Below are 22,182 nucleotides of genomic sequence, written 5' to 3'. Positions count from 1 at the left end.
GGCGATGGCTTACGAGTATCAGGCGGTGCATGCGCTGGACGGGACGATTGGCGCAATTGCCGAGCAGCGAACGAATCACCTTTCCGTTCATCGCATGACGGCCGTTGCCATGGTGCTTGCTGCCCCCGGCCAGACGGCTGAGGCCGCCGGCATTCTGGTGTCTAACGGCGAGTTCGAGGCGCGCTTCTCCGGCCCCGGCGAGTGGCTCGTCCTGTCGGAGGTGCATGCGCCGGAAACGCTTGCCGCGGAGCTGTCCGTCCGGCTCGGCGATTTCGCCTTCGTCGTTGATCAGAGCCATGGCCGTGTCGTGCTGACCTTGTCGGGGCGGGATGCCGCCCGCATTCTGGCAAACGGTATCGCGGTCGATCTGCATGCCGATGCCTTCCCGATCGGACGCGCGGCGAATGTGTTGTGCAGCCACCTTTCGGTCAACCTCGCCCGCACTGGTAACGAGAGTTTCGACCTCGTGGTGATGCGCAGCTTCGCCGAGGCGCTGGTCGATGATCTCAAGGTGATGGCGCGCAGCCACGACCTGTCGGTGGATTTCGCGACGCGCTGACGGTGCTCTGCGCGCCGCTGCCCGACATTCAAAATCGACAAAGCGACATGAGGTTTCGCACCACGGGCTTGTGAGGCCTCCGGGGGACAAAATAGGCTGCGCTTCGTCTGCAGCACGAAGTTCCCTTCAACCCGCCAAGCCGGAGTTTTTCATGAAGAGCCATGCAAGGGTCGTCGTCATCGGGGGCGGCGTCGTCGGCTGTTCCGTCCTGTATCACCTCACCAAGTTCGGCTGGACCGATGTCGTGCTCGTCGAGCGCTCGGAGCTGACCTCCGGCTCGACCTGGCATGCTGCCGGCGGCATGCACACGATCAACGGCGATCCCAACGTCGCCAAGCTGCAGAAATACACGGTGGAGCTCTACAAGGAGATCCAGGATTATTCCGGGCAGGATATCGGCCTGCACATGACCTCAGGCATGATGCTGGCCTCGACCAAGGACCGGTTCGACTGGATGAAGTCGATCCTCGCCAAGGGCCGTTACATGGGGCTCGACGCGCATCTTCTGACGCCGAAGGAAGCGCATGACCTGATGCCGCTTCTCGATCCCGACCAGTTTGTCGGCGCGGTGTTCGATCCCGTCGAGGGCCATCTCGATCCCTACGGCACGACCCATGCCTATGCGAAATCGGCCAAGAAGAACGGCGCCGACATCTATCTGCACACCAAGGTGGAAGACCTCGTGCAGCGCGAGGACGGCAGCTGGCGCGTCATCACCAACAAGGGCGAGATCATCGCCGAGCATGTCGTCAACTGCGGCGGCCTGTGGGCGCGCGAGGTCGGCCGCATGGTCGGTCTCGAACTGCCGGTCCTTGCCATGGAGCACATGTATCTCATCACCGAGGACATGCCGGAGGTGACCGAGTTCAACCAGACGCGCGGCAAGGAGCTGATGCACTGCGTCGACTTCGACGGGGAAATCTATCTCCGCCAGGAGCGCAACGGCATGCTGATGGGCACCTATGAAAAGGCCTGCCGCCCCTGGTCGCCGCTCAACACGCCCTGGGATTTCGGCCACGAGCTGCTCGCAGAAGACATCGAGCGCATCACGCCGGAACTGGAAGTCGGTTTCCGCCACTTCCCGGCTTTCAACAAGGCAGGCATCAAAAAGGTCATCAACGGTCCCTTCACCTTCTCGCCGGATGGCAATCCGCTTGTCGGCCCGGTGCGCGGCATGACGAATTTCTGGTCGGCCTGCGCGGTCATGGCCGGTTTCAGCCAGGGCGGCGGCGTGGGGCTGGCGCTCGCCAACTGGATGATCAACGGCGATCCCGGCTTCGACGTCTTCGCCATGGATGTCTCGCGCTACGGCGACTTTGCGACGCTCGGTTACACCAATGCCAAGGTGCGCGAAAACTATTCCCGCCGCTTCTCCATCCGCTATCCGAACGAGGAGCTGCCGGGCGGACGTCCGCTGCTGACCACGCCGATCTATGACAAGCTCAAGGCCGCCGGTGCCGTCTTCGGCGCGTCCTATGGTCTGGAGGCGCCGCTGTGGTTTGCGCCCGAGGGCGTCGAGGATCAGTTCTCCTGGCGCCGCTCGACCGATTTCGACACGGTCGGCGCGGAGGCCAAGGCGGTACGTGAAAGCGTCGGCCTGATGGAGACGTCGGGTTTTGCGAAATATGCGGTGAAGGGCAGGGGGGCGGAAGCCTGGCTCGACCGGCTGCTGACCTGCCGCATTCCGGCGACCGGCCGCATGACGCTCGCGCCCATGCTGAAGGATGATGGCAAGCTGATTGGCGATTTTACGCTGGCCAAGCTCGGCGAGGGGGACTTCCTGCTCATCGGCTCCGGCATTGCGGAAGATTATCACATGCGCTGGTTCGAGAGCCATCTGCCGGATGACGGCTCCGTGACGCTCGAAGCGCTGAACCTCTCGCTCGTCGGCCTCGCTATTGCCGGCCCGAAGGCGCGTGACGTGCTGCAAAAGCTGACGCATCAGGATCTGTCGACGTCGGCCTTTGCCTTCATGGATGTGCGCCGCATGGATCTCGGCATGGCGCAGGCCATAGTCGGGCGTGTCAGCTATACCGGCGATCTCGGCTATGAAATCTGGATGAAGCCGCAATATCAGCGCTATCTCTACGATCTCATCCTCGAAGCCGGCGCCGAATTCGGCATCCGCCTTTTCGGGCTCCGTGCCTTGAATGCGCTGCGCCTCGAAAAATCCTATGGCAGCTGGTCGCGCGAATATCGCCCGCTCTATGGGCCGGTCGAGGCGGGACTGGAGCGTTTCGTCGCCCTTCGCAAGGGTGCTGATTTCATCGGCAAGGAAGCGGCCAAAGCGGAGCGCGAGACGGGCGGCGCGCTCCGCCTGCGCACCTTCATCCTCGAGGCGAAGGATGCGGATGTCATCGGGGACGAGCCGATCTATCTTGACGGCGAGGTGCGTGGCTGGGTGACGTCGGGCGGCTACGCGCACGCCGCCGGTCTTTCGGTCGCGGTCGGCTATGTGCCGAAGGAGATCGCGGACGTCGCGACCGGCTGGTCGATCGAGCTTCTCGGCGACGTGTTGCCGGCGCGACTTCATGCCGAACCACTGTTCGATCCCTCAGGTGCGAAAATGCGCGGCTGATTGTCCCGTAACGTGAGGCGGCGGTGTCCCAAATCGGGACATCGCCGTTTTCGCTTTTTGCGCATCATTTTGCACAAGGGCGGCGGTTTTCCTGCCGTTTTTTTGGTTTCAGTGGCGTTAATTACGTCATTTGACGCTTCTTGCTAAAGAATTTGTCGATCAGGGCATTTTGGGCTTCCCTTTTGTACCGAAAGCGGTATGGAATCTCATTGTCTAAACAAGCTCAAAAATGAGCGACAAGAACAAGAGATGCGGCCCTCAGGGAACCGCATCCGGGGGATTATATATGGAGTACTTCATCCAGCAGCTCGTCAACGGGCTGACTCTTGGATCTATTTATGGTCTGATAGCCATCGGCTACACCATGGTTTACGGCATCATCGGCATGATCAATTTCGCCCATGGCGATATCTTCATGCTGGGTGGATTTGCCGCTCTCATCACCTTCCTCGTCCTGACCAGCGTGTTCGTCGGCCTTCCGGTCGTCATCCTGCTTCTGGTCATGATCGCCGCGGCGATGCTGACGGCATCGCTGTGGAACTGGACGATCGAGAAGGTGGCCTACCGACCGCTGCGCGGATCTTTCCGCCTGGCGCCGCTGATCACCGCAATCGGCATGTCGATCGCGCTTTCGAACTTCATCCAGGTGACGCAGGGCCCGCGCAACAAGCCGATCCCGCCGATGGTCTCCTCGGTCTATAACGTCTTCGGCATCGCGATCTCGCTGAAGCAGCTCATCATCATGTTCCTGACGGTCACTTTGCTTGCGGTGTTCTGGTACATCGTCAACAAGACCTCTCTCGGCCGCGCCCAGCGGGCGACCGAGCAGGACCGCAAGATGGCGGCGCTGCTCGGCATCGATGTCGACCGGACGATCTCCGTGACCTTCATCATGGGCGCCTCGCTCGCGGCCGTCGCCGGTACCATGTACCTGATGTATTACGGTGTGACCGTCTTCACCGATGGCTTCATTCCGGGCGTCAAGGCCTTCACGGCTGCGGTTCTGGGCGGCATCGGCTCGCTTCCGGGTGCTGTTCTCGGCGGCCTGCTCATCGGCCTCATCGAGAGCCTGTGGTCCGCTTACTTCACCATCGACTACAAGGACGTCGCGACGTTCTCCATCCTCGCCATCGTCCTGATCTTCAAGCCGTCCGGTATTCTCGGACGACCGGAAGTCGAGAAGGTTTGATCCATGTCCATCACTACGAACACCAATGAGAGCGCCGGCGGTAATCTGACGGCGCGGGCTCTCCGCGAGGGCATTTTTGCCGGTATCGTCGCGCTCGGCCTCTTCGTGCTCTTCGTCGGTCTCGAGACCACGCAGAACATCCGCAACGAGCTCGTGCTGAACCAGCGCTGGGGCCTGCTGGCGATCTTCGTGATCATTGCGGCCGTCGGACGCTTCCTGACTGTCGCCTATTTTCAACCCTCGATGGCTGCCCGCAAGGCTGCGGCGTCGAAGACGGCGGTGGACACGGAAGAAAGCTTCTTCAAGCGCAATTTCAGCAAGATCGCCATTGCGGCACTGCTGATCTATCCGCCGCTGATGGTCATGCTCTTCGGCGTGCAGGGCTCGCTGAAGTGGGTCGATAACTTCGGCATCCAGATCCTGATCTACGTGATGCTGGCCTGGGGGTTGAACATCGTCGTCGGCCTCGCCGGTCTGCTCGACCTCGGCTATGTCGCCTTCTATGCGGTCGGCGCCTATTCCTACGCGCTGCTCTCGCAGCAGTTCGGCTTTTCCTTCTGGCTCCTGCTGCCGCTCGCCGGCATCCTCGCCGCCTTCTGGGGCATGATCCTCGGCTTTCCGGTGCTGCGCCTGAAGGGCGACTATCTCGCCATCGTGACGCTCGCCTTCGGGGAAATCATTCGTCTCGTGCTGATCAACTGGACGGAAGTGACCCGCGGCACCTTCGGCGTCTCGGGCATTCCGAAGGCATCGGTCTTCGGCATCTGGTCCTTCGACGTCAGCGCGCCGAACAACTTCGCCAAGGCCTTCGGCCTGCCGATGTCGTCGGCCTACTACAAGATCTTCCTCTTCTATCTCATCCTGGCGCTGGCCCTGCTCACCGCCTATGTGACGATCCGCCTGCGCCGCATGCCGATCGGCCGCGCCTGGGAAGCGCTGCGTGAAGACGAAATCGCCTGCCGCTCGCTCGGTATCAACACGGTGACGACAAAGCTGACGGCATTTTCCATCGGCGCGATGTTCGGCGGCTTTGCCGGCTCGTTCTTCGCCGTGCGCCAGGGCTTCGTGTCGCCGGAAAGCTTTGTCTTCCTGGAATCGGCGATCATCCTCGCCATCGTGGTTCTCGGCGGCATGGGCTCGCTCGTAGGCATCGCAGTTGCTGCCGTGGTCATGGTCGGCGGCACGGAACTGCTGCGCGAGATGACTTTCCTGAAGGCGGTCTTCGGTCCGGACTTCACGCCGGAACTCTATCGTATGCTGATCTTCGGCCTTGCCATGGTCGTCGTCATGGTCTGGAAGCCGCGCGGCTTCGTCGGAAGCCGTGAACCGACCGCCTTCCTTCGGGAGCGCAAGGCAGTCTCCGGCAGCTTCACCAAGGAAGGGCACGGCTGATGGCGCCCGAGACGAAGATAGCGACGAATACGATGACGAAAGATCCCATCCTGAAAGTCGAGCATCTCTCGATGCGCTTCGGTGGTCTGATGGCCATCAACGACCTCTCCTTCGAAGCCTATCGCGGCGACATCACCGCGCTGATCGGCCCGAACGGCGCAGGCAAGACCACGGTGTTCAACTGCGTGACCGGCTTCTACAAGCCGACCATGGGCATGATCACCATGCGCCAGAAGGCCGGCAAGGAGTTCCTGCTGGAGCGGATGACCGATTTCGAGGTCAATCGCGATGCCAAGGTGGCGCGTACCTTCCAGAACATCCGGCTGTTCTCGGGTCTGACGGTTCTGGAAAACCTGCTCGTCGCCCAGCACAACGCGCTGATGAAGGCTTCCGGCTACACGGTTCTCGGCCTGCTCGGCATGCCCGCCTACAAGAAGGCAGCAGCCGAATCGATCGATATCGCCAAGTACTGGCTGGAGAAGGCGAACCTCATCGAGCGGGCCGACGATCCGGCGGGCGATCTGCCCTATGGCGCCCAGCGGCGTCTCGAAATCGCGCGCGCCATGTGCACCGGGCCGGAATTCCTGTGCCTCGATGAACCGGCCGCCGGTCTCAACCCGCGTGAGTCGCTGGCGCTCAACGATCTGCTCCGCTCGATCCGCAACGACAGCGGCACGTCGATCCTGCTTATCGAGCACGACATGTCGGTCGTCATGGAAATCTCCGATCACGTGGTCGTGCTCGAATACGGTCAGAAGATTTCCGACGGCACGCCGGACCATGTGAAGAACGATCCGAAGGTTATCGCGGCCTATCTCGGTGTTGAAGATGATGAGGTCGAAGAGGTGATCGAGGAAATCGAGGTGATCGCTGAGAGCGAAGGCCCGCAGGGAGGTACGCACTAATGAGCGATACGCTTCTCAGCGTCCAGGGCGTGGAAACCTATTACGGCAACATCCGCGCGCTCGCCGGCGTCAATGTCGAGGTCAAGAAGGGCGAGATCGTTTCGCTGATCGGCGCGAACGGCGCCGGCAAGTCGACGCTCATGATGACGGTCTGCGGTAGCCCGCAGGCCCGCACCGGCTCCGTCATCTTCGACGGCGAGGACATCACCCGTCTGCCGACGCATCTTATCGCCCGTCGTCGCATCGCACAGTCGCCGGAGGGACGTCGCATCTTCCCGCGCATGACCGTGTATGAAAATCTTCAGATGGGTGCGAGCCTCGACAATCTGAAATACTTCAACGAGGACGTGGAAAAGATCTTCACGCTCTTTCCGCGGCTCAAGGAGCGCCAGTCGCAGCGCGGCGGCACGCTTTCGGGTGGCGAGCAGCAGATGCTCTCCATCGGCCGCGCGCTGATGGCGCGCCCGAAGCTGCTGCTTCTCGACGAACCGTCGCTCGGTCTGGCACCGTTGATCGTCAAGGGCATTTTCGACGCGATCAAGAAGCTGAACCAGACGGAAGGCCTTACCGTCTTCCTCGTCGAGCAGAACGCATTCGCCGCGCTCAAACTCTCCGACCGGGCCTATGTGATGGTCAACGGTCAGGTGACGATGAGCGGTTCCGGCAAGGAACTTCTGGCCAATCCGGAAGTGCGCGCCGCCTACCTGGAAGGCGGACGCCACTAAGGCGGTCGAGAGGAGAAGAAAAATGCAGGGAATTCTCTACGAAGAACCGTCCGTCTGGCAGTTCCTGTTCGTCACTGTCATCATGGGTGGCTGGACCGCGTGGCGCACGGGCAAGAGCGTCGCCGAGAACTGGCAAAACTACAGCACGCTGGTCGTCTACGTCCTTCTTCTGGGCGCAGCGATCCGCTTCGTTCACCACGCGCTGTTCCACGGCAGCATGCTGACGTTGCAGTACTATATCGTGGACACCGTGGTGCTTTTGTTGTTTGCTACGCTCGGCTACCGCTACTACCGCACGCGGCAGATGACCAACAATTACTACTGGCTCTATGAAAAGGCCTCTGCCTTTTCCTGGAAGTCGAAATAACCAGAGGGAACTCCGCGGCCGGCCTTCGGCCGCGGCATAACGATACCGGCGCAATGAATGCGGGTGTTGCGACCGGTCGAAACGAACCCGCTCTTAAATTTGGGAGTAATAATATGAAGAAGTCTCTCATGTCGGCTGTTGCTTTGGCTGCAATGGTCGCTTTCAGCGGCAGCGCCTGGGCCGACATCCTGATCGGCGTCGGTGGCCCGATCACCGGTCCGAACGCCGCCTTCGGCGCGCAGCTGCAGAAGGGTGCCGAGCAGGCTGCTGCCGACATCAACGCAGCCGGTGGTATCAACGGCGAGCAGATCAAGATCGTGCTCGGCGACGACGTTTCCGACCCGAAGCAGGGCGTTTCGGTTGCCAACAAGTTCGTTGCTGACGGCGTGAAGTTCGTTGTCGGTCACTTCAACTCGGGCGTTTCCATCCCGGCATCGGAAATCTACGCTGAAAACGGCATTCTGCAGATCACGCCGGCTTCCACGAACCCGACCTACACGGAACGCGGCCTGTGGAACACGTTCCGTACCTGCGGCCGTGACGACCAGCAGGGCGCCGTAGCTGGCTCCTTCATCGCTGCCAACTTCAAGGACGCCAAGGTTGCCGTCATTCACGACAAGACCCCGTATGGCCAGGGCCTTGCCGACGAAACCAAGAAGGCAATGAACGAAGCCGGCATCACCGAGTCGCTCTATGAAGGCGTCAACATCGGCGACAAGGACTTCTCGGCTCTCATCGCCAAGATGAAGGAAGCCGGCGTTTCCGTCGTCTACTGGGGTGGTCTTCACACCGAGTTCGGCCTGATGGAACGCCAGGCTGCCGACCAGGGCCTGAAGGCGACCTTCATGTCGGGTGACGGCATCGTTTCGAACGAACTGGCTTCGATCGCCGGCGACGCCGTCGACGGCACGCTGATGACGTTCGCTCCGGATCCGCGCAAGAACGAAGCAGCAAAGGAACTCGTCGAGAAGTTCCGCGCAGCGGGCTTCGAGCCGGAAGCCTACACTCTGTACTCCTATGCTGCCGTTCAGGTCATTGCTGAAGGCGCCAAGGCTGCCGGCGGCGTAGACCCGCAGGCCGTTGCCGAAGCCATCAAGGCGAAGGGTCCGTTCAAGACCGCCATCGGCGAACTCGGCTTCGACGAAAAGGGCGACATCACCCGCCCTGACTACGTCATGTACACCTGGAAGAAGGGTGACGACGGCAAGTACACCTACGTCGAAAACCAGTAATCGGTTTTACGGAACGGGCGGCGCATGCACGCCGCCCGACCGGATCCGCTTCAAGCCCGGCCTTTGTGCCGGGCTTTTTCTTTGGACGGATGATCGAGTTCTGACCATTCGCACGACGGCGCCGCGGCATTCGCCAGGCACAGGCCGGGCTCGCCGCCCTGTCACGTTGAAGATACCTAGCGCTTCGAAAAAAACGCGTCCCGCTCATTTCGCGCTTGCATAGAGACGCCGGTCTGCCGAAAGTCAGGAACCCTCCGAGGTGCGATACCAACGAGGCTGAAGACCGTGCACGGAACCGACCGGTGAAATCAAATGCTTGAGCTCAGACCCAACTGCGAATGCTGTGACCGCGACCTGCCGCCGGAAAGCCCGGAGGCGATGATCTGCACCTTCGAATGCACGTTCTGCGCGGACTGCGCGACGGGTGTTCTCGACGGGGCCTGCCCGAATTGCGGTGGTGCGTTCGAGCGCCGGCCGGTGCGGCCCGCCGCGATGCTGGCAAAGTATCCTGCACCCACCAAGCGGATCCTGAAAGCCGGAGGCTGCGGGCCGGCGGAGGCCGCATGAAGGGGAACCGGATCTCCGGCCCTGTTCTCGACCAACGAGATGGGTATTGCCGCGCGCCTCTCTCCGGCTTCCGACAGAAAGTGATAGGGAACTCCGACATGCCGATCCATGCTCTTCTCCAACTGGCCGCTGCCGCATTCCTTCTGTCCGCATCCGTTTCCGCAGCGCAGGAAGCCGATATCGACTGCGAGAATGCGATGACGCAGATGGAGATGAACATCTGCGCCGACCGAGACTATAAAGACGCTGACGTCGCGCTGAACGCCGCCTACAAGAAAGCGCTTTCGGCTGCGCGTGAAACGGACGACGACGTCAGGGACCTCGGCGAGAACTATGTCGGTGCGGTGGATGCACTGAAGCGCGCCCAGCGCGCTTGGATCGGTTATCGCGATGGCCAATGCGAATTCGCCGGGTTTGGCGCGCGGGGTGGGTCGATGGAGCCGCTGCTCGTATCCAGCTGCCTTGCCGACCTGACGCGCAAACGGACGGACGAGCTGAAGGCGGGTTACGAGCAGGAAAATTGAGGGCCGTACCGGTGTCGCGCAGGATCGTCATCGTCGGTAATGGCCTCATCCCGGAAGGGGTGGCGGAAACGATCGATTCCGCCGACCTGGTGATCCGTTTCAATGGTTGCCGCTCGGCCGGCCGGGGCGGCTGGAGGACGGATGTCATCGCGGCCTGCAACACAGGTCGTCCGGCGCTGGAGATGCTGGCCAGTGGTCGCTGGAAGGCGAGCAGGACCGTGCGGCAGGCGAAGGAGTTCTGGTGTGTGCGCACCGCGGAGGTCTTTGCCGCCATGCGCACGTCGCTTGCAAGAAGCCATCCCGACCTCGACGATTTCTGTGACGATTACACGATCGGCTTTGAAACCTTCGCCCGTGTCACCGGCCGGTCGCTGCGCGTTGTACCAGCGGACATGCAGCGCACCGTCGATGCGGAACTGTCAGCCTTCGACCCGCAGCCCTATGTCGTGCCGAGTTCGGGGGTGGTCGTCATCGCCCATGTGCTCGCCAATGTCGCCGCTCAGGGAGACCGTGTTTCCCTTGCCGGCTTTGGCCATGAGGGATGGCAATGGCATCCCTTCGCCGCCGAGCGACGCTGGGTGGATGCACTTGTCGCCGCCGGTCGTCTTGACCGCCTCGAGCTTTCCTCCGCCTCCGGGACACGCTGACCCAGACGCTGTGCAAGAGCCCGTGCCGGCACCCGAATTTTCTGGTGGTCTGCTGCGCGGCTGCCTGCTCCGCGCCTCAAAACGGGACGGTTAAACTTCTATCGAATACTTTAGTCGTCTCTGAAAGAAAATGCCGTAAGGTCTCCTGTAGGTCAGGGCGTCTTCGCTTGCGTATGTGCGAAAACGCTCTGTTTTTGTTGATGCAGTTCCGCGGCCTATCGGCTGCACCTTGATGGAATTGCTCTGTGGAGAGATTTATGCGTGCCAAGCTGGCCCTTTGGCTGAGGGCTCAGATCGATTTTGTCGGCTTCGAGACGAAGGCTGATATTGGCACTTTCGTGCTGAACGTCGTTCTGGTGGCGGTGGCGCTCGCGACCGCGACGTATTTGATGTTTGCCGCCATTCTGGCGAGTTTGGGCCTTCTGCCCTATCCTTTCGGCACCGCGCTCCGGTTTGGTGGCCTGACGACGATCCTGATCGCGGCAAGCGTCACCGCGCTGCTCGCCTGGCTGATCGGTGCGGCGATCCGTGAGCTCTCCCTGTCGCGGGCCGAATTCGAGCGGCTGAGCCGGCTCGATCCGCTGTCGGGCCTGTTGAACCGCCGGGCGTTTACCGACACGCTGGCGGAGACGAAGATCAGCGGTTTCTTCGTGCTGTTCGACGTCGATCGTTTCAAGGCCGTGAACGATACGCATGGTCACGCCGTGGGCGATGCGGTCATCGTTGCCGTTGCGGAAGAGCTGCAAAGGGTTTTTACGCCGGCGCATATCGTCGCCCGCTTCGGCGGAGAGGAGTTTGCCGTGGTGATATGCGGAAACGATCGGGGCGACTGCTGTCTGCTGGTTGAGGAGGCGCGCCGCTCGGTTGCCGCACGCCGTATAGAAACGGGCGAGGGAACGATATCGGTAACTCTGTCGGCCGGTATAGCCGATCATATGCCGCAGCGGCCGTTCACCTCTGTTTTCGAGGCGGCGGATCGCGCGCTTTATCTTGCGAAATCCTTCGGCCGCGACCGCGCCATCCACGAGGACGAAAGCGACGAGTTGCTGGCCCCAAGCCGTCGTGTCGCTGCAGGCGGCCGGCGGCGCTGATATACGCGGAAATGATGGAAGCGGACCGAACGGCGGTTTCCTTGCCGAGGCAAACATGCTTTTGTCGATGGTATCGATCCACCGACTTCAGAGGTTAGCCTTGCCCTATCGCTCCACGCAAATCCTGTCGCACGGCGCTGGCGCAGACCGCTCGCCCATTGATGTCGTGGTTCTGGCGCATGACCAGCGCCATGTGCGGCGCAAGCTGCTGCACATGCAGCACGACGATGTCGTGATGCTCGATCTCAAAGAGCCGGTACAGCTGGCCCATGGCGATCTGCTTCTGACCGAAACCGGCGAGACGATCGAAGTGATCGCCGCCGAGGAACTGCTCTATGAGGTGATGCCGCGCGACAGGCTGCATCTGGTCGAACTCGCCTGGCATCTCGGCAACCGCCATCTGCCGGCGCAGATCGAAGAGGCGCGCATCCTCATCCTGCGCGATCATGTCATCAAGGACATGCTGATCGGGCTTGGGGCCGGCGTGCGTGATGTCTCGGAGCCGTTCCATCCCGTGCGCGGGGCCTACCACGGTTCAGGGCATGGCCACGATCACGGGCACCATCACCACAGTCATGGCTGAGACAATGCCGCTCGCATCGCCGGTCAGAGCCGGCGAAGCGCCTCGGGATCGCCGATATGGACCAACCGGCCTCGGACATTGACGCCATAGCTGCGCAGCATGGAAAAGGCCCGGGAGAGCGCCTCCGGCGCCAGCCCTAGTTTGCCGGCGAGCAGGCTCTTCTGATAGGGCAGGCGGAAGCTGGTCGCCTTGCCTTCGACTGAACAATGGGCAAGCAGGTAGCGCGCCACGCGCTGCGGAGCGGTGTGCAGCCGGTCGTTGGAGAGGCTTGCGAAGGCTTTTGCCAGTTGAGCGGAGAGCGCATTGGCGAGCGCTACGGCAAGGTCCGGCCGGCGGTTTGCGATGTCGCGCACGCGCTTCAGATCGAAGCGCGCGATGAGCGCCGGTTCGGCCGCCTGTGCCGTTGCCGCGTAGCGGCCGCCGTCGAGGACGACGCTTGCACCGATGAGATCGCCGGGACCGTAGAGTTCGACATCGGCCTCGCGTCCGTCAGGGTCGAGCTTGTAGACGCGGATGTAACCCGATAGCACGCAATGCAGGAGATCGGCCGGCTCGCCCTCTCGGAAGAGAATCTGGCGTGCCGGCAGGCTGCCGATCACCGCGATCTCCATCATCGCCGCGACGCTTTCCACGCCGAGTGCCGCCAGCAGGCCGGAACTCAGCAGGGTTTCACGCTCCCGTGCGCCGGGTTTCATCAGCCTGTTCATCGATCTCACTCCATGCTCCCGCAGGCATTTCTGGTTCTTTGATGGGAGAACGATAGTCGAGGTCGTGTAATCGTTACTTGATTTCGATCAATCAACGAAAAAACGGCCGGCTCGAAATCAATCGAACCGGCCGTTTTGGATCGAAACCGTGTTGGCCTACTCGGCGGCGAGCGGCGAGTGATGTACCACGGTAAAGGGCTTGCGCTCGCCGGGGGCTTTCTTCTCAAGCGTCTCGATGCGCTTTTCGAGATCGGCGACGTCGCGGCTCGTCTGGTCGGCAAGGCGGGTCAGCGCTTCCGGCTCCATGGCGAGCAGCTCATCGTCCTTCTTGCCGACGAAGCGGCCGAACAGCCAGGCCAGCAGGCGCGACAGGTCGTCCATGATCAGGAAGAACGAGGGAACGACGATGAGCGATAGCACCGTCGAGACGATGATACCGCCGATCACGGCAATCGCCATCGGTGAGCGGAACGAGCCGCCTTCGCCGACGCCGAGCGCGGATGGCAGCATGCCTGCGGACATGGCGATCGAGGTCATGACGATCGGGCGGGCGCGCTTGCGGCCGGCTTCGATCATCGCTTCTACGCGGTGCATGCCCTTGTGCATCATCTCGATGGCGAAATCGACGAGCAGGATGGCGTTCTTCGTCACGATGCCCATCAGCATCAGGATGCCGATGAGTACGGGCATGGAGAGCGCGTTCTGCGTCAGGATCAGACCGGCCGCCACGCCGCCGATGGCGAGCGGCAGCGAGAACAGGATGGTGAAGGGCTGGATCACGTCCTTGAAGAGCAGGATGAGAACCATCAGCACCAGCAGCAGGCCAAGCAGCATGGCGTTGCCGAAGGACTGCACCATTTCTGCCTGCACTTCGGCGTCACCGCTTTCCGTGAACTGCACCGTTGGCGGCATGTCGATGCTGGCGGCGATCTCCTTGAAGCGCGCTGTTGCCGTGTCGAGCGCGACGCCAGGACGAAGGTCGGAGCCGATTTGCACGACGCGATTGCGGTCATGGCGCTTCACCGAGCTGGGGCCTTCCGAATAGTCGATGTCGGCCACGCTCGACAGCGGCACGAACTGGCCGGCTGCGGTCTGGATCTTCAGGTTGCGGATCGCGCCGAGATCGGCCCGGAAGTTCCGGTCGACCTGGATGCGGATCGGGATCAGGCGGTCATCCAGCGAAACCTTGCTGAGTTGGGAATCGATGTCGCCGATCGTGGCAACGCGGATGACTTCCGAAATCTGCGCGGTGGTGATGCCAAGGCGCGCCATCTGCTCGTCACGGGGACGAATCTGCAGCTCCGGACGCGGCAGCGAGCCTTCCGAGCTGACATTCGACAGGATCGGGTCCGCCCGCAGCTTGGCTTCCAGCAAACCGACGGTGGCGTTGAGATCCGCCTCGTTGTTGGAGAGCACGTTGAAGGCAAGGTCACGTTCGCCGCGGTCATTGAGCTTTATGATGCGGACATCGGGGATCGTGCGAAGGGTCGCGAAGATTTCCTTCTCGATATCCCACTGGGGACGCAGGCGGCCCTTGGCTTCCATCTTCGGCAGATAGGGGCCGATGAGCGGGATCTTGCCGGCCACGTCATTGACCAGCTTGTGCAGCAGCGAATGCTCCAGCTTGTCGAGAATGACGGTCACGGATGCGCGGCGCAGTTCGAGATCGCCCTTGGGCGAGGAGCCGCCGAGCACGAAGACGCCCGCGACGCCGTTGATATCCTTCACACTGTCATAGATCTTCGTGGTGGTGCGATCGGTGTCGGCCAGCATCGCATCCGGCGGCAGTTCGACGGACAGCACGATGCGCGAGGCGTCTTCCGGCGGCAGGAAGCTGCCGGGCACGGTCGATAGAAGCATGACCGAGCCGACGAGGAACGCGATGGCCGCGGCGAGCGTGGCATAGCGCGCGTACCAGGTACCCGTCGTTTTGCTGACGAGCCAGGTGTAGCCGCGCATGAAGCGGCCTTCCTCTTCATCGCCATGGCCATCCGCATCGCCGGAGCGCATGAGATAGGCGGCCATGACCGGTGTGATCAGGCGTGCCACGACAAGGGAGAAGAACACCGCGACGGCGACTGTCAGGCCGAACTGGATGAAATACTGGCCTGCGACGCCCGGCATGAAGGAGACGGGAACGAAAACCGCGATGATGGTGAAGGTCGTCGCGATGACGGCAAGGCCGATTTCGTCCGCCGCCTCGATGGCTGCCCGATAGGGCGTCTTGCCCATGCGGATGTGTCGCGCAATGTTTTCGATTTCCACGATCGCGTCATCGACCAGGATGCCGGTGGCGAGCGTCAGCGCCAGGAACGAGACGAGGTTCAGCGAGAAGCCCATCATGTCCATGACGAAGAAGGTCGGTATGGCCGAAAGCGGCAGGGCAACGGCGGAGATCAGGGTTGCGCGCCAGTTGCGCAGGAAGAGAAGCACCACGATGGTCGCAAGCAATGCACCTTCGATCAGCGTGTGGAGTGCCGACTCGTAGTTGCCATAGGTGAAGTAAACCGCATCGTCCACCAGCTCGATGGAGGTGTCGGGATACTGTTTGCGGACCTTCTCCAGCGCGCCGGCGACGGATTCGGCGACGGTCACCTCGCTTGCGCCCTTCGACCGGAAGACGGCGAAGGTAACGACCGGATTGCCGTTGAAGCGCGAGAAGGAGCGCGGCTCCTCGAAGGTGTCCGTTATGTTGCCGAGCTCCGAAAGGCGCACGAAACGACCGTTCGACAGCGCGATCATCGTGTTGGTGAGCTTCTCGACGGAGCGGGCGTCGCCCAGCGTGCGGATGGCCTGTTCGGCTCCGGCGATCTGGCCGCGGCCGGAACCGGCGTCGGCGTTCATGCTGCGGACCTGACGGTTCACGTCGGCCGCGGTGATGCCGAAGGATTCCAGCTTGTCCGGGTTGAGATCGATGCGCACCTCACGGTCCGCGCCGCCGAAGCGGTCGATCTTGCCGATGCCCGGTTGGCCTTGCAGGGCGCGCTTGACCTTGTCGTCGACGAACCACGACAGCTCTTCCAGCGTCATGTTCGGAGAGGACACGGCGAAGGTCTGGATGGCCTGGCCTTCGACATCGACCTTGGTGACGACAGGTTCATCGACTGAGGCCGGGAGGTCGCTGCGGATGCGGTCGATCGCGTCCTTGACGTCCTGAAGGGCCTGGTTGGTCGGCTTTTCGATCTCGAAGACGACGGAGGTCAGCGAGGTGCCGTCCGTCACGGTCGACATGATGTCCTTGACACCCTCGATGCCGGCGACCGCGTCCTCGATTTCCTTGGTGACCTGAACCTCGAGCTCGGCCGGTGCCGCGCCACTCTGCGTCACGTTGATCGCGACGATCGGCACGTCGATATTCGGGAAGCGCGTGATCGGCAGCGAATAAAACGAGGATATGCCGACATAGATCAGCAGGAAAAACGCGAGCAGCGGCGCAATCGGATTGCGAATGGACCAAGCTGAAAAATTCATGTCCCCAAAGTCCTTGTAAAGAGACCAGACGTCGTTCGGGCTCCGGCCCCTCCCGGCTCACCCGTCATGCCACCGGGCGCCCCCGCCCGGCACTACCGGCCTCGCCGCGGCGAGGCCTCACGTCATTTCGTTGCCGAAGCCTGTTCGGCATGCACCGGATTGACCTTGTCGCCGTCGCGCACATAGGCTCCGGCCTTGGCCACCACCTCGTCGCCGGCTGCAAGGCCGCTGACGATCTCGATCACCTGGCCGTCCTGGATGCCGGTCTGGACCGGGACAAGCTTGACGACGCCGCTCTCGACCTTGCGAGCCACAGTCTTGCCGTCGGCGGTCGTGATGGCCGAAAGCGGAAGCACGATGCCTTCGTGCTCCTCCACAATGATTTCGGCGCTGGCGAACATGCCGGCGCGGGCCTTGTCCGGCTCGTCGAAGCGGATATAGACGCGGCCAAGGCGGCTCTGCGGGTCGAGCGTCGGCTCGACGAGGCGAATTACGCCCGTGAGCGATGCAGCGCCACCGGCCAGCTTGACGGTAGCCTTCTGACCGGCTGCGAGCTTGAGCACGGAGTCTTCCGAAACGTCGGCTTTCAGCTCGATCTCACCATTACGGATGACGGTGAAGAGCGGCGAGCCGGCACCGCTGGCGATCGCGCCGATCTTGGCCGTACGGGCGGCGACGACACCGGCGACCGGCGACTTCACGGCGGTTCGCGCCAGCTTCAGGGCGATGTCGTCGATCTGGGTTTCCGCGACCTTGATGTCGGCCTCCGAAACGGCGATCGCCTGTTCGGCGGAGTTGACGCGGGCGAGCGCGGCATCGGCCGTTGCCACGGCCTGATCGGCATTGGCCTGCGATTGTGAGCCGGATTTCACGAGCTTCAGCGCACGATCACGGGCGCGGATGGCCTCGTCGGCATTGGCCTTCGCTTCCACGTGCTGGGCCTTGATCTGCGCCAGTGCGGCCTTCGCCTTGGCGAGCGAGGCTTCGTTCTGGCTCTTCTGCAGGACGAGCGTGTCGTCGTTCAGCGTGGCGAGCGTGCCGTCCGCCGCGACCGTGTCACCGACATCGGCGGCGAGCGTGCGGATGGAGAGGCCGTCGACCAGCGGCACGACATAGACCTCTTCGACGGCCTGCACCGTGCCGGTCGCGATGACGCGGTCGACGATGGTGCGCGTCTCGGCGGCACTGACGACGATCGCCGGGAGGTTCTGGGTCTGCTGCTGCGTTTCACCGGTGGCCGTTGCCGCATCGGCAGCGAGCGCAAGACCCGGCGTTGCCGTCATGAAAGCGGCGACGGAAAAAGAGAGGACTTTCCTGTGTCCAGAAGCCATTGGCCGAACTTTCCCAAAGAGCATGACTTTATATGATCGTGATCCGGGCGTTCTTTTTGTGTTCCGGACCCTATTCCTGCCAGTATAGCGGACACGGAAAGGGCAATGTCGGCCTCTCCCAGGTTTCCCACTGTGCGGTCTATGTAATTGGCGTCCGTCACCCTTACAAGAGGTAACGGAATGGTGCCTCATTATTTTATGCGTTTGGCTTTTCCATGGCAATGGCGACAGGACGCCGTAGTGTTTGCCGCGGAAACGAAAACGTGCGGGGCTTGCGGCCCCGCACGTCGATGCCCTCGGGTGAGGGATTATTTCAGCGCTTCGTCCGTGACTTCATGCGTCCAGGCGCCTTCCGGCTCCTTGGAGATAACAGGATCGGAACCGCCAGCCAGAAGCGAGGCGACGGTGCGTTTGTAGTCCGCTTCGTCGAGCGCGCCGTTGGAGCCGGCCGTCAGCTTGGCGACTTCGCCCATCATGCGTTTCTGGTGGGCTTCGGTCTGTGCGCCGGTCGAGTCGTTTTCGAGAACGATGGCAGCGGCCTCATCCGGGTTTTCCTCGGCATATTTCCAACCCTTCATCGAGGCGCGCACGAACTTGACCATCTTTTCCTTGAAGGCCGGGTCCTTGAGCTTGTCTTCCAGCACGTAGAGGCCGTCTTCCAGCGTGGCGACGCCCTGGTCCTCGTACTTGAAGGTCACGAGGTCCTCCGGCTTGATGCCGGCATCGAGAACCTGGCCGTATTCGTTGTAGGTCATGGTAGAAATGCAGGCGGCCTGCTTCTGGATCAATGGATCGACGTTGAAGCCCTGCTTGAGGACGGTCACGCCCTCGGGCCCGCCATCGGTCGGAATCTTCAGGTGGCTCATCCAGGAGAGGAAAGGATACTCGTTGCCGAAGAACCAGACGCCGAGCGTCTTGCCCTTGAAATCGTCCGGACCCTTGATGCCGGATTCCTTCAAACAGGTCAGCATCATGCCCGAGGATTTGAACGGCTGGGCGATATTGACGAGCGGCACGCCTTTTTCGCGGGTGGCGAGCGCCGATGGCATCCAGTCGACGATGACGTCGGCGCCGCCGCCGGCGATTACCTGCGCGGGAGCAATGTCAGGTCCGCCGGGCTTGATTTCGACGTCGAGACCTTCCTCTTCGTAGAACCCTTTGTCCTTGGCGACATAGTAGCCGCCGAACTGGGCCTGGGTCACCCATTTCAGCTGGAGCGTCACCTTGTCGGCGGCGTTCGCGTGGAACGCGGCAAGCGAGAAGGCGCTTGCGAGCAGCATCGATGCAATCGTCTTTTTCATGTCAGTTCCCTCTTTCTTCTTTGTTTTACGCCTGTCCACCACGGACAGACGGATGCCAGAACGTGACGATCCGCTCGATGAGCGCGACCGCCCCGTAGAAAGCGGAGCCAGCCACCGCGGCAACCGCGATTTCGGCCCAGACCATGTCGACATTCATGCGTCCCACTTCCGTGGAAATCCGGAAGCCCATGCCGACGATGGGGGTTCCGAAGAACTCGGCGACGATCGCGCCGATCAGCGCCAGCGTCGAGTTGATCTTGAGAGCGTTGAAGATGAAGGGCCAGGCGGCCGGAAGGCGCAGCTTGACGAGCGTCTGGAACCAGTCGGCGGCATAGGTGCGCATCAGGTCGCGCTCCATGTGGCTTGTCGCGGCAAGGCCGGAGACCGTGTTCACCAGCATGGGGAAGAAGGTCATGATGACGACGACGGCGACCTTTGACTGCCAGTCGAAGCCGAACCACATGACCATGATGGGGGCGACGCCAATCACCGGCAGCGCCGAGACGAAATTGCCGAGCGGCAGCAGGCCCTTCTGCAGGAAAGGCGAGCGGTCGATGAGGATGGCGACGAGGAAGCCGAGGCCGCAGCCCAGCGCATAGCCCGTGATTACCGATTTCAGGAAGGTCTGGCGGAAATCCGCCCAGAGCGTCGGCACCGAGCTGATCAGCCGCGCCCAGATCATGCTCGGGGGCGGCAGCAGCACGGAGGGCACGTTGAAGCCGCGCACGATGCCTTCCCACAGCACGAGGATGGTCGCGCCGAAGATCAGCGGCACGGCGATGCGCGCGGCGCGGTTGGCCGCGGGGTTCAAGAATCTCTGGCGCACCAGCCATTCGTTGAAGGCCCAGGCGGCAAGCCAGAAGACGATGGCGGAAAGCAGGATGGAAAGGTTCATGCCCGTGCCCCCATGCGCTTGAGGACGAGGGTGTGGGCAAAGCCGACGACGATGACGAGCAGGGCCGCGACTGCGGCCGCCATGAAGAGGGCGGCCCAGATCTGCACCGTCTGGCCATAGTAGGAGCCGGCGAGCAGGCGCGCGCCGAGGCCTGCGACGGCACCGGTCGGCAATTCGCCGACGATCGCGCCGACGAGCGAGATGGCGATCGCCACCTTCAGCGACGTGAAGAGATAGGGCATGGAGGACGGCCAGCGCAGCTTCCAGAAGGTCTGGGTGGCAGACGCATTGTAGGTGTGCATCAGGTCGAGCTGGATCTGTTCGGGGCTGCGCAGGCCCTTCACCATGCCGACGACGATGGGGAAGAAGGACAGATAGGTCGAGATCAGCGCCTTCGGCATCAGGCCGGATATGCCGACCGCATTGAGGACGACGATGATCATCGGCGCGATGGCGAGGATGGGGATCGTCTGGCTGGCGATGACCCAGGGCATCAGCGAGCGGTCCATGGCGCGGTTGTGCACGATGGCGATGGCCAGCAGGATGCCGAGCACCGCGCCCATGCCGAAGCCCATCAGCGTCGCCGACAGCGTGACCCAGGCATGATACACGAGGCTGCGCTTCGAGGTGATCGCCTTGTTGACCGTCGTATCCCAGAGCTCGGCGAAGACCTGATGTGGCGCCGGCAGGACGGGGCGCTCCTGCGCCATGGTCTTCGGCAGCAGCTCTGCGAAGCTGATAGTCGTGCCTGCGCGGGCGGCGGTGTCGCGCTCGAAGGGCGCGTTCAGCACCACGACGAAGACATACCAGAGAGCAAGCAGCGCGAGCACCACGGTGCCGATGGGGAGAAGGCGGTCTCTTAGAATACTTGCTTCCCCCATGGCTCAGCTCCGCGCCGATGAGGGCATGAGCATCAGCCCCATGGCAAGGATGCCGAGCGCGACGCCGGCAAGCTGCGTCTGGCTCAGCCGCTCGCCGAAGAAGAAAAAGGCGATGACATTGACCAGCAGCAGCTGCGTGATGGCGGATAGCGAGATGGCAAGCCCGAGCCCGCCTTCACGCATCAGTTTCAGCATCATCAGGTTGCCGACGATGTAGAGCGCCATGGACAAGAGGAGATAGAGGATATTCGTGGTGCCGATATAGGCCCGCGAAGACGTCGCCGCGCCGATGAAGACGGCGGTGGCGCCGAACAGCCAGAGCATGAAGGAGAGCTTCATCAGGCATGCTCCTCGTAGCTGTGGCCGGCGCGCAGGCCCTCGCGGACCCGGTGGGCGATTTCGAGGAATTCCGGGGTTTCGCGGATGCCGAGCGGACGCTCCCGGGGCAGCGGCGAATCGATGACGTCGGTCACGCGGCCGGGGCGGGGGCTCATGACGACGATCTTCGTCGAGAGATAGACGGCCTCGGGGATCGAATGGGTGACGAAGCAGATCGTCTTCTGGGTGGCGTCCCAGAGTTTCAGGAGCTGCTCGTTGAGATGGTCGCGCACGATCTCGTCGAGTGCGCCGAAGGGCTCGTCCATCAGGAGAAGATCGGCGTCGAAGGCGAGCGCGCGGGCAATCGAGGCGCGCTGTTGCATGCCGCCCGACAACTGCCAGGGATATTTCTTGCCGAAGCCCGTAAGGTTGACGAGGTCGAGCGTTTTGGCGATGCGCGCCTGCTGTTCGGCCTTCGAATAGCCCATGATTTCGAGCGGCAGCGCGATGTTCTTCTCGATCGTGCGCCAGGGATAGAGCGCTGCGGCCTGGAAGACATAGCCATAGGCGCGGCGTTTGCGGGCCTCTTCCGGTGTGAGGCCGTTGACGGTGATGGTGCCGGAGGTCGGCTTTTCCAGATCGGCGATGACGCGCAAAAAAGTCGTCTTGCCGCAGCCGGACGGGCCGATGAAGGAGACGAAATCGCCCTTTTCGACGTTGAGATTGACGCCCGTCAGCGCCGTGACGGGGCCATCGGCGGTCTGGAAGGTGAGGCCGAGATCCTTTGCACAGACGACGGTATTCGCTGGGGCCATGCTCATCATCTTTCGGCGCCTCGCACGGCGCGGTTTCCGGCAGACTGCATGTCCCGTCCCGGCATTGCAATCGGCATTGTCTTCGCTATCACTTTGGGCACGGA

The 22,182-nt window shown here is 62.2% G+C and carries 21 protein-coding genes; 13 read left to right on the top strand and 8 right to left on the bottom strand.

The window, feature by feature from the left end; translation table 11 throughout:
• Positions 1-4: 4 nt before the first annotated feature.
• From MUU55_RS18285 to ureE, 13 genes are all read left to right on the top strand, one after another.
• Positions 5-559: a sarcosine oxidase subunit gamma gene (locus tag MUU55_RS18285; RefSeq protein ID WP_244762206.1), complete on the top strand. Its 555-nt coding sequence runs from the start codon at positions 5-7 to the stop codon at positions 557-559.
• Between the two features lie 151 nt (positions 560-710).
• Complete coding sequence (locus tag MUU55_RS18280) at positions 711-3,137, top strand: GcvT family protein (protein WP_244762205.1); 2,427 nt, start codon at positions 711-713, stop codon at positions 3,135-3,137.
• 286 nt (positions 3,138-3,423) lie between these two features.
• Complete coding sequence (locus tag MUU55_RS18275; protein WP_244762204.1) at positions 3,424-4,326, top strand: branched-chain amino acid ABC transporter permease; 903 nt, start codon at positions 3,424-3,426, stop codon at positions 4,324-4,326.
• A gap of 3 nt (positions 4,327-4,329) precedes the next feature.
• On the top strand, positions 4,330-5,718 hold the full coding sequence (gene livM, locus MUU55_RS18270) for a high-affinity branched-chain amino acid ABC transporter permease LivM (RefSeq protein ID WP_244762203.1): 1,389 nt from the start codon (positions 4,330-4,332) through the stop codon (positions 5,716-5,718).
• Positions 5,718-6,623: an ABC transporter ATP-binding protein gene (locus tag MUU55_RS18265; protein ID WP_280519025.1), complete on the top strand. Its 906-nt coding sequence runs from the start codon at positions 5,718-5,720 to the stop codon at positions 6,621-6,623. Before livM ends, MUU55_RS18265 begins: the two co-directional genes overlap by 1 nt.
• Positions 6,623-7,348 (top strand): ABC transporter ATP-binding protein, encoded by a 726-nt coding sequence (locus MUU55_RS18260; RefSeq protein WP_023517493.1) that lies wholly within the window; start codon positions 6,623-6,625, stop codon positions 7,346-7,348. The genes MUU55_RS18265 and MUU55_RS18260 overlap by 1 nt, the downstream gene beginning before the upstream one ends.
• A 22-nt stretch (positions 7,349-7,370) precedes the next feature.
• On the top strand, positions 7,371-7,715 hold the full coding sequence (locus MUU55_RS18255) for a DUF6867 family protein (RefSeq protein ID WP_244762201.1): 345 nt from the start codon (positions 7,371-7,373) through the stop codon (positions 7,713-7,715).
• A gap of 113 nt (positions 7,716-7,828) precedes the next feature.
• Positions 7,829-8,947 carry a branched-chain amino acid ABC transporter substrate-binding protein gene (locus MUU55_RS18250; protein WP_244762200.1) on the top strand — a complete coding sequence of 373 codons (1,119 nt, stop codon included), beginning with the start codon at positions 7,829-7,831 and terminating at the stop codon, positions 8,945-8,947.
• A 312-nt stretch (positions 8,948-9,259) separates the two neighbouring features.
• Positions 9,260-9,514 carry a DUF1272 domain-containing protein gene (locus MUU55_RS18245; RefSeq protein WP_244762199.1) on the top strand — a complete coding sequence of 85 codons (255 nt, stop codon included), beginning with the start codon at positions 9,260-9,262 and terminating at the stop codon, positions 9,512-9,514.
• A gap of 98 nt (positions 9,515-9,612) precedes the next feature.
• Positions 9,613-10,038: a lysozyme inhibitor LprI family protein gene (locus MUU55_RS18240; RefSeq protein WP_244762198.1), complete on the top strand. Its 426-nt coding sequence runs from the start codon at positions 9,613-9,615 to the stop codon at positions 10,036-10,038.
• A gap of 11 nt (positions 10,039-10,049) precedes the next feature.
• Entirely contained in the window at positions 10,050-10,685 is a 636-nt protein-coding gene (locus MUU55_RS18235; RefSeq protein ID WP_244762197.1) for a glycosyltransferase family 29 protein, read from the top strand.
• Positions 10,686-10,942: 257 nt separating this feature from the next.
• A complete protein-coding gene (locus MUU55_RS18230) occupies positions 10,943-11,776 on the top strand; it encodes a GGDEF domain-containing protein (RefSeq protein ID WP_244762196.1) in 834 nt (277 codons plus the stop codon).
• Between the two features lie 100 nt (positions 11,777-11,876).
• A complete protein-coding gene (gene ureE / locus MUU55_RS18225; RefSeq protein ID WP_244762680.1) occupies positions 11,877-12,359 on the top strand; it encodes an urease accessory protein UreE in 483 nt (160 codons plus the stop codon).
• A 23-nt stretch (positions 12,360-12,382) separates the two neighbouring features.
• On the opposite strand, the gene MUU55_RS18220 is transcribed toward ureE, so the two are convergent.
• From MUU55_RS18220 to MUU55_RS18185, 8 genes are all read right to left on the bottom strand, one after another.
• A complete protein-coding gene (locus MUU55_RS18220) occupies positions 12,383-13,066 on the bottom strand; it encodes a Crp/Fnr family transcriptional regulator (protein WP_244762195.1) in 684 nt (227 codons plus the stop codon).
• 156 nt (positions 13,067-13,222) lie between these two features.
• The gene (locus tag MUU55_RS18215) at positions 13,223-16,537 is read right to left on the bottom strand and encodes an efflux RND transporter permease subunit (RefSeq protein WP_244762194.1); all 3,315 of its coding nucleotides are present in this window, start codon (positions 16,535-16,537) and stop codon (positions 13,223-13,225) included.
• Between the two features lie 122 nt (positions 16,538-16,659).
• On the bottom strand, positions 16,660-17,868 hold the full coding sequence (locus tag MUU55_RS18210) for an efflux RND transporter periplasmic adaptor subunit (RefSeq protein ID WP_244762193.1): 1,209 nt from the start codon (positions 17,866-17,868) through the stop codon (positions 16,660-16,662).
• A 308-nt stretch (positions 17,869-18,176) separates the two neighbouring features.
• The gene (locus MUU55_RS18205) at positions 18,177-19,169 is read right to left on the bottom strand and encodes an ABC transporter substrate-binding protein (protein WP_244762192.1); all 993 of its coding nucleotides are present in this window, start codon (positions 19,167-19,169) and stop codon (positions 18,177-18,179) included.
• A gap of 25 nt (positions 19,170-19,194) precedes the next feature.
• Entirely contained in the window at positions 19,195-20,064 is an 870-nt protein-coding gene (locus tag MUU55_RS18200) for an ABC transporter permease (RefSeq protein ID WP_244762191.1), read from the bottom strand.
• Positions 20,061-20,945, bottom strand: coding sequence for an ABC transporter permease (locus tag MUU55_RS18195; protein WP_244762190.1), 885 nt, complete (start codon positions 20,943-20,945; stop codon positions 20,061-20,063). Before MUU55_RS18195 ends, MUU55_RS18200 begins: the two co-directional genes overlap by 4 nt.
• A gap of 3 nt (positions 20,946-20,948) precedes the next feature.
• Entirely contained in the window at positions 20,949-21,284 is a 336-nt protein-coding gene (locus tag MUU55_RS18190) for a hypothetical protein (protein ID WP_244762189.1), read from the bottom strand.
• Positions 21,284-22,078, bottom strand: coding sequence for an ABC transporter ATP-binding protein (locus tag MUU55_RS18185; protein ID WP_425314197.1), 795 nt, complete (start codon positions 22,076-22,078; stop codon positions 21,284-21,286). The genes MUU55_RS18190 and MUU55_RS18185 overlap by 1 nt, the downstream gene beginning before the upstream one ends.
• Between the last annotated feature and the right edge of the window lie 104 nt (positions 22,079-22,182).

This window comes from Shinella curvata (assembly GCF_022899935.1).
Lineage (GTDB): Bacteria > Pseudomonadota > Alphaproteobacteria > Rhizobiales > Rhizobiaceae > Shinella > Shinella curvata.
Note: the sequence above shows the minus strand (reverse complement) of the source record. Positions and strands in the feature narration are given on the sequence as shown.

Coding starts and splice junctions, on each gene's coding strand:
- MUU55_RS18285 (WP_244762206.1), top strand. CDS start 5: ATGGCTTACGAGTATCAGGCGGTGCATGCGCTGGACGGGACGATTGGC.
- MUU55_RS18280 (WP_244762205.1), top strand. CDS start 711: ATGAAGAGCCATGCAAGGGTCGTCGTCATCGGGGGCGGCGTCGTCGGC.
- MUU55_RS18275 (WP_244762204.1), top strand. CDS start 3,424: ATGGAGTACTTCATCCAGCAGCTCGTCAACGGGCTGACTCTTGGATCT.
- livM (WP_244762203.1), top strand. CDS start 4,330: ATGTCCATCACTACGAACACCAATGAGAGCGCCGGCGGTAATCTGACG.
- MUU55_RS18265 (WP_280519025.1), top strand. CDS start 5,718: ATGGCGCCCGAGACGAAGATAGCGACGAATACGATGACGAAAGATCCC.
- MUU55_RS18260 (WP_023517493.1), top strand. CDS start 6,623: ATGAGCGATACGCTTCTCAGCGTCCAGGGCGTGGAAACCTATTACGGC.
- MUU55_RS18255 (WP_244762201.1), top strand. CDS start 7,371: ATGCAGGGAATTCTCTACGAAGAACCGTCCGTCTGGCAGTTCCTGTTC.
- MUU55_RS18250 (WP_244762200.1), top strand. CDS start 7,829: ATGAAGAAGTCTCTCATGTCGGCTGTTGCTTTGGCTGCAATGGTCGCT.
- MUU55_RS18245 (WP_244762199.1), top strand. CDS start 9,260: ATGCTTGAGCTCAGACCCAACTGCGAATGCTGTGACCGCGACCTGCCG.
- MUU55_RS18240 (WP_244762198.1), top strand. CDS start 9,613: ATGCCGATCCATGCTCTTCTCCAACTGGCCGCTGCCGCATTCCTTCTG.
- MUU55_RS18230 (WP_244762196.1), top strand. CDS start 10,943: ATGCGTGCCAAGCTGGCCCTTTGGCTGAGGGCTCAGATCGATTTTGTC.
- MUU55_RS18220 (WP_244762195.1), bottom strand. CDS start 13,066: ATGAACAGGCTGATGAAACCCGGCGCACGGGAGCGTGAAACCCTGCTG.
- MUU55_RS18215 (WP_244762194.1), bottom strand. CDS start 16,537: ATGAATTTTTCAGCTTGGTCCATTCGCAATCCGATTGCGCCGCTGCTC.
- MUU55_RS18210 (WP_244762193.1), bottom strand. CDS start 17,868: ATGGCTTCTGGACACAGGAAAGTCCTCTCTTTTTCCGTCGCCGCTTTC.
- MUU55_RS18205 (WP_244762192.1), bottom strand. CDS start 19,169: ATGAAAAAGACGATTGCATCGATGCTGCTCGCAAGCGCCTTCTCGCTT.
- MUU55_RS18200 (WP_244762191.1), bottom strand. CDS start 20,064: ATGAACCTTTCCATCCTGCTTTCCGCCATCGTCTTCTGGCTTGCCGCC.
- MUU55_RS18195 (WP_244762190.1), bottom strand. CDS start 20,945: ATGGGGGAAGCAAGTATTCTAAGAGACCGCCTTCTCCCCATCGGCACC.
- MUU55_RS18190 (WP_244762189.1), bottom strand. CDS start 21,284: ATGAAGCTCTCCTTCATGCTCTGGCTGTTCGGCGCCACCGCCGTCTTC.
- MUU55_RS18185 (WP_425314197.1), bottom strand. CDS start 22,078: ATGGCCCCAGCGAATACCGTCGTCTGTGCAAAGGATCTCGGCCTCACC.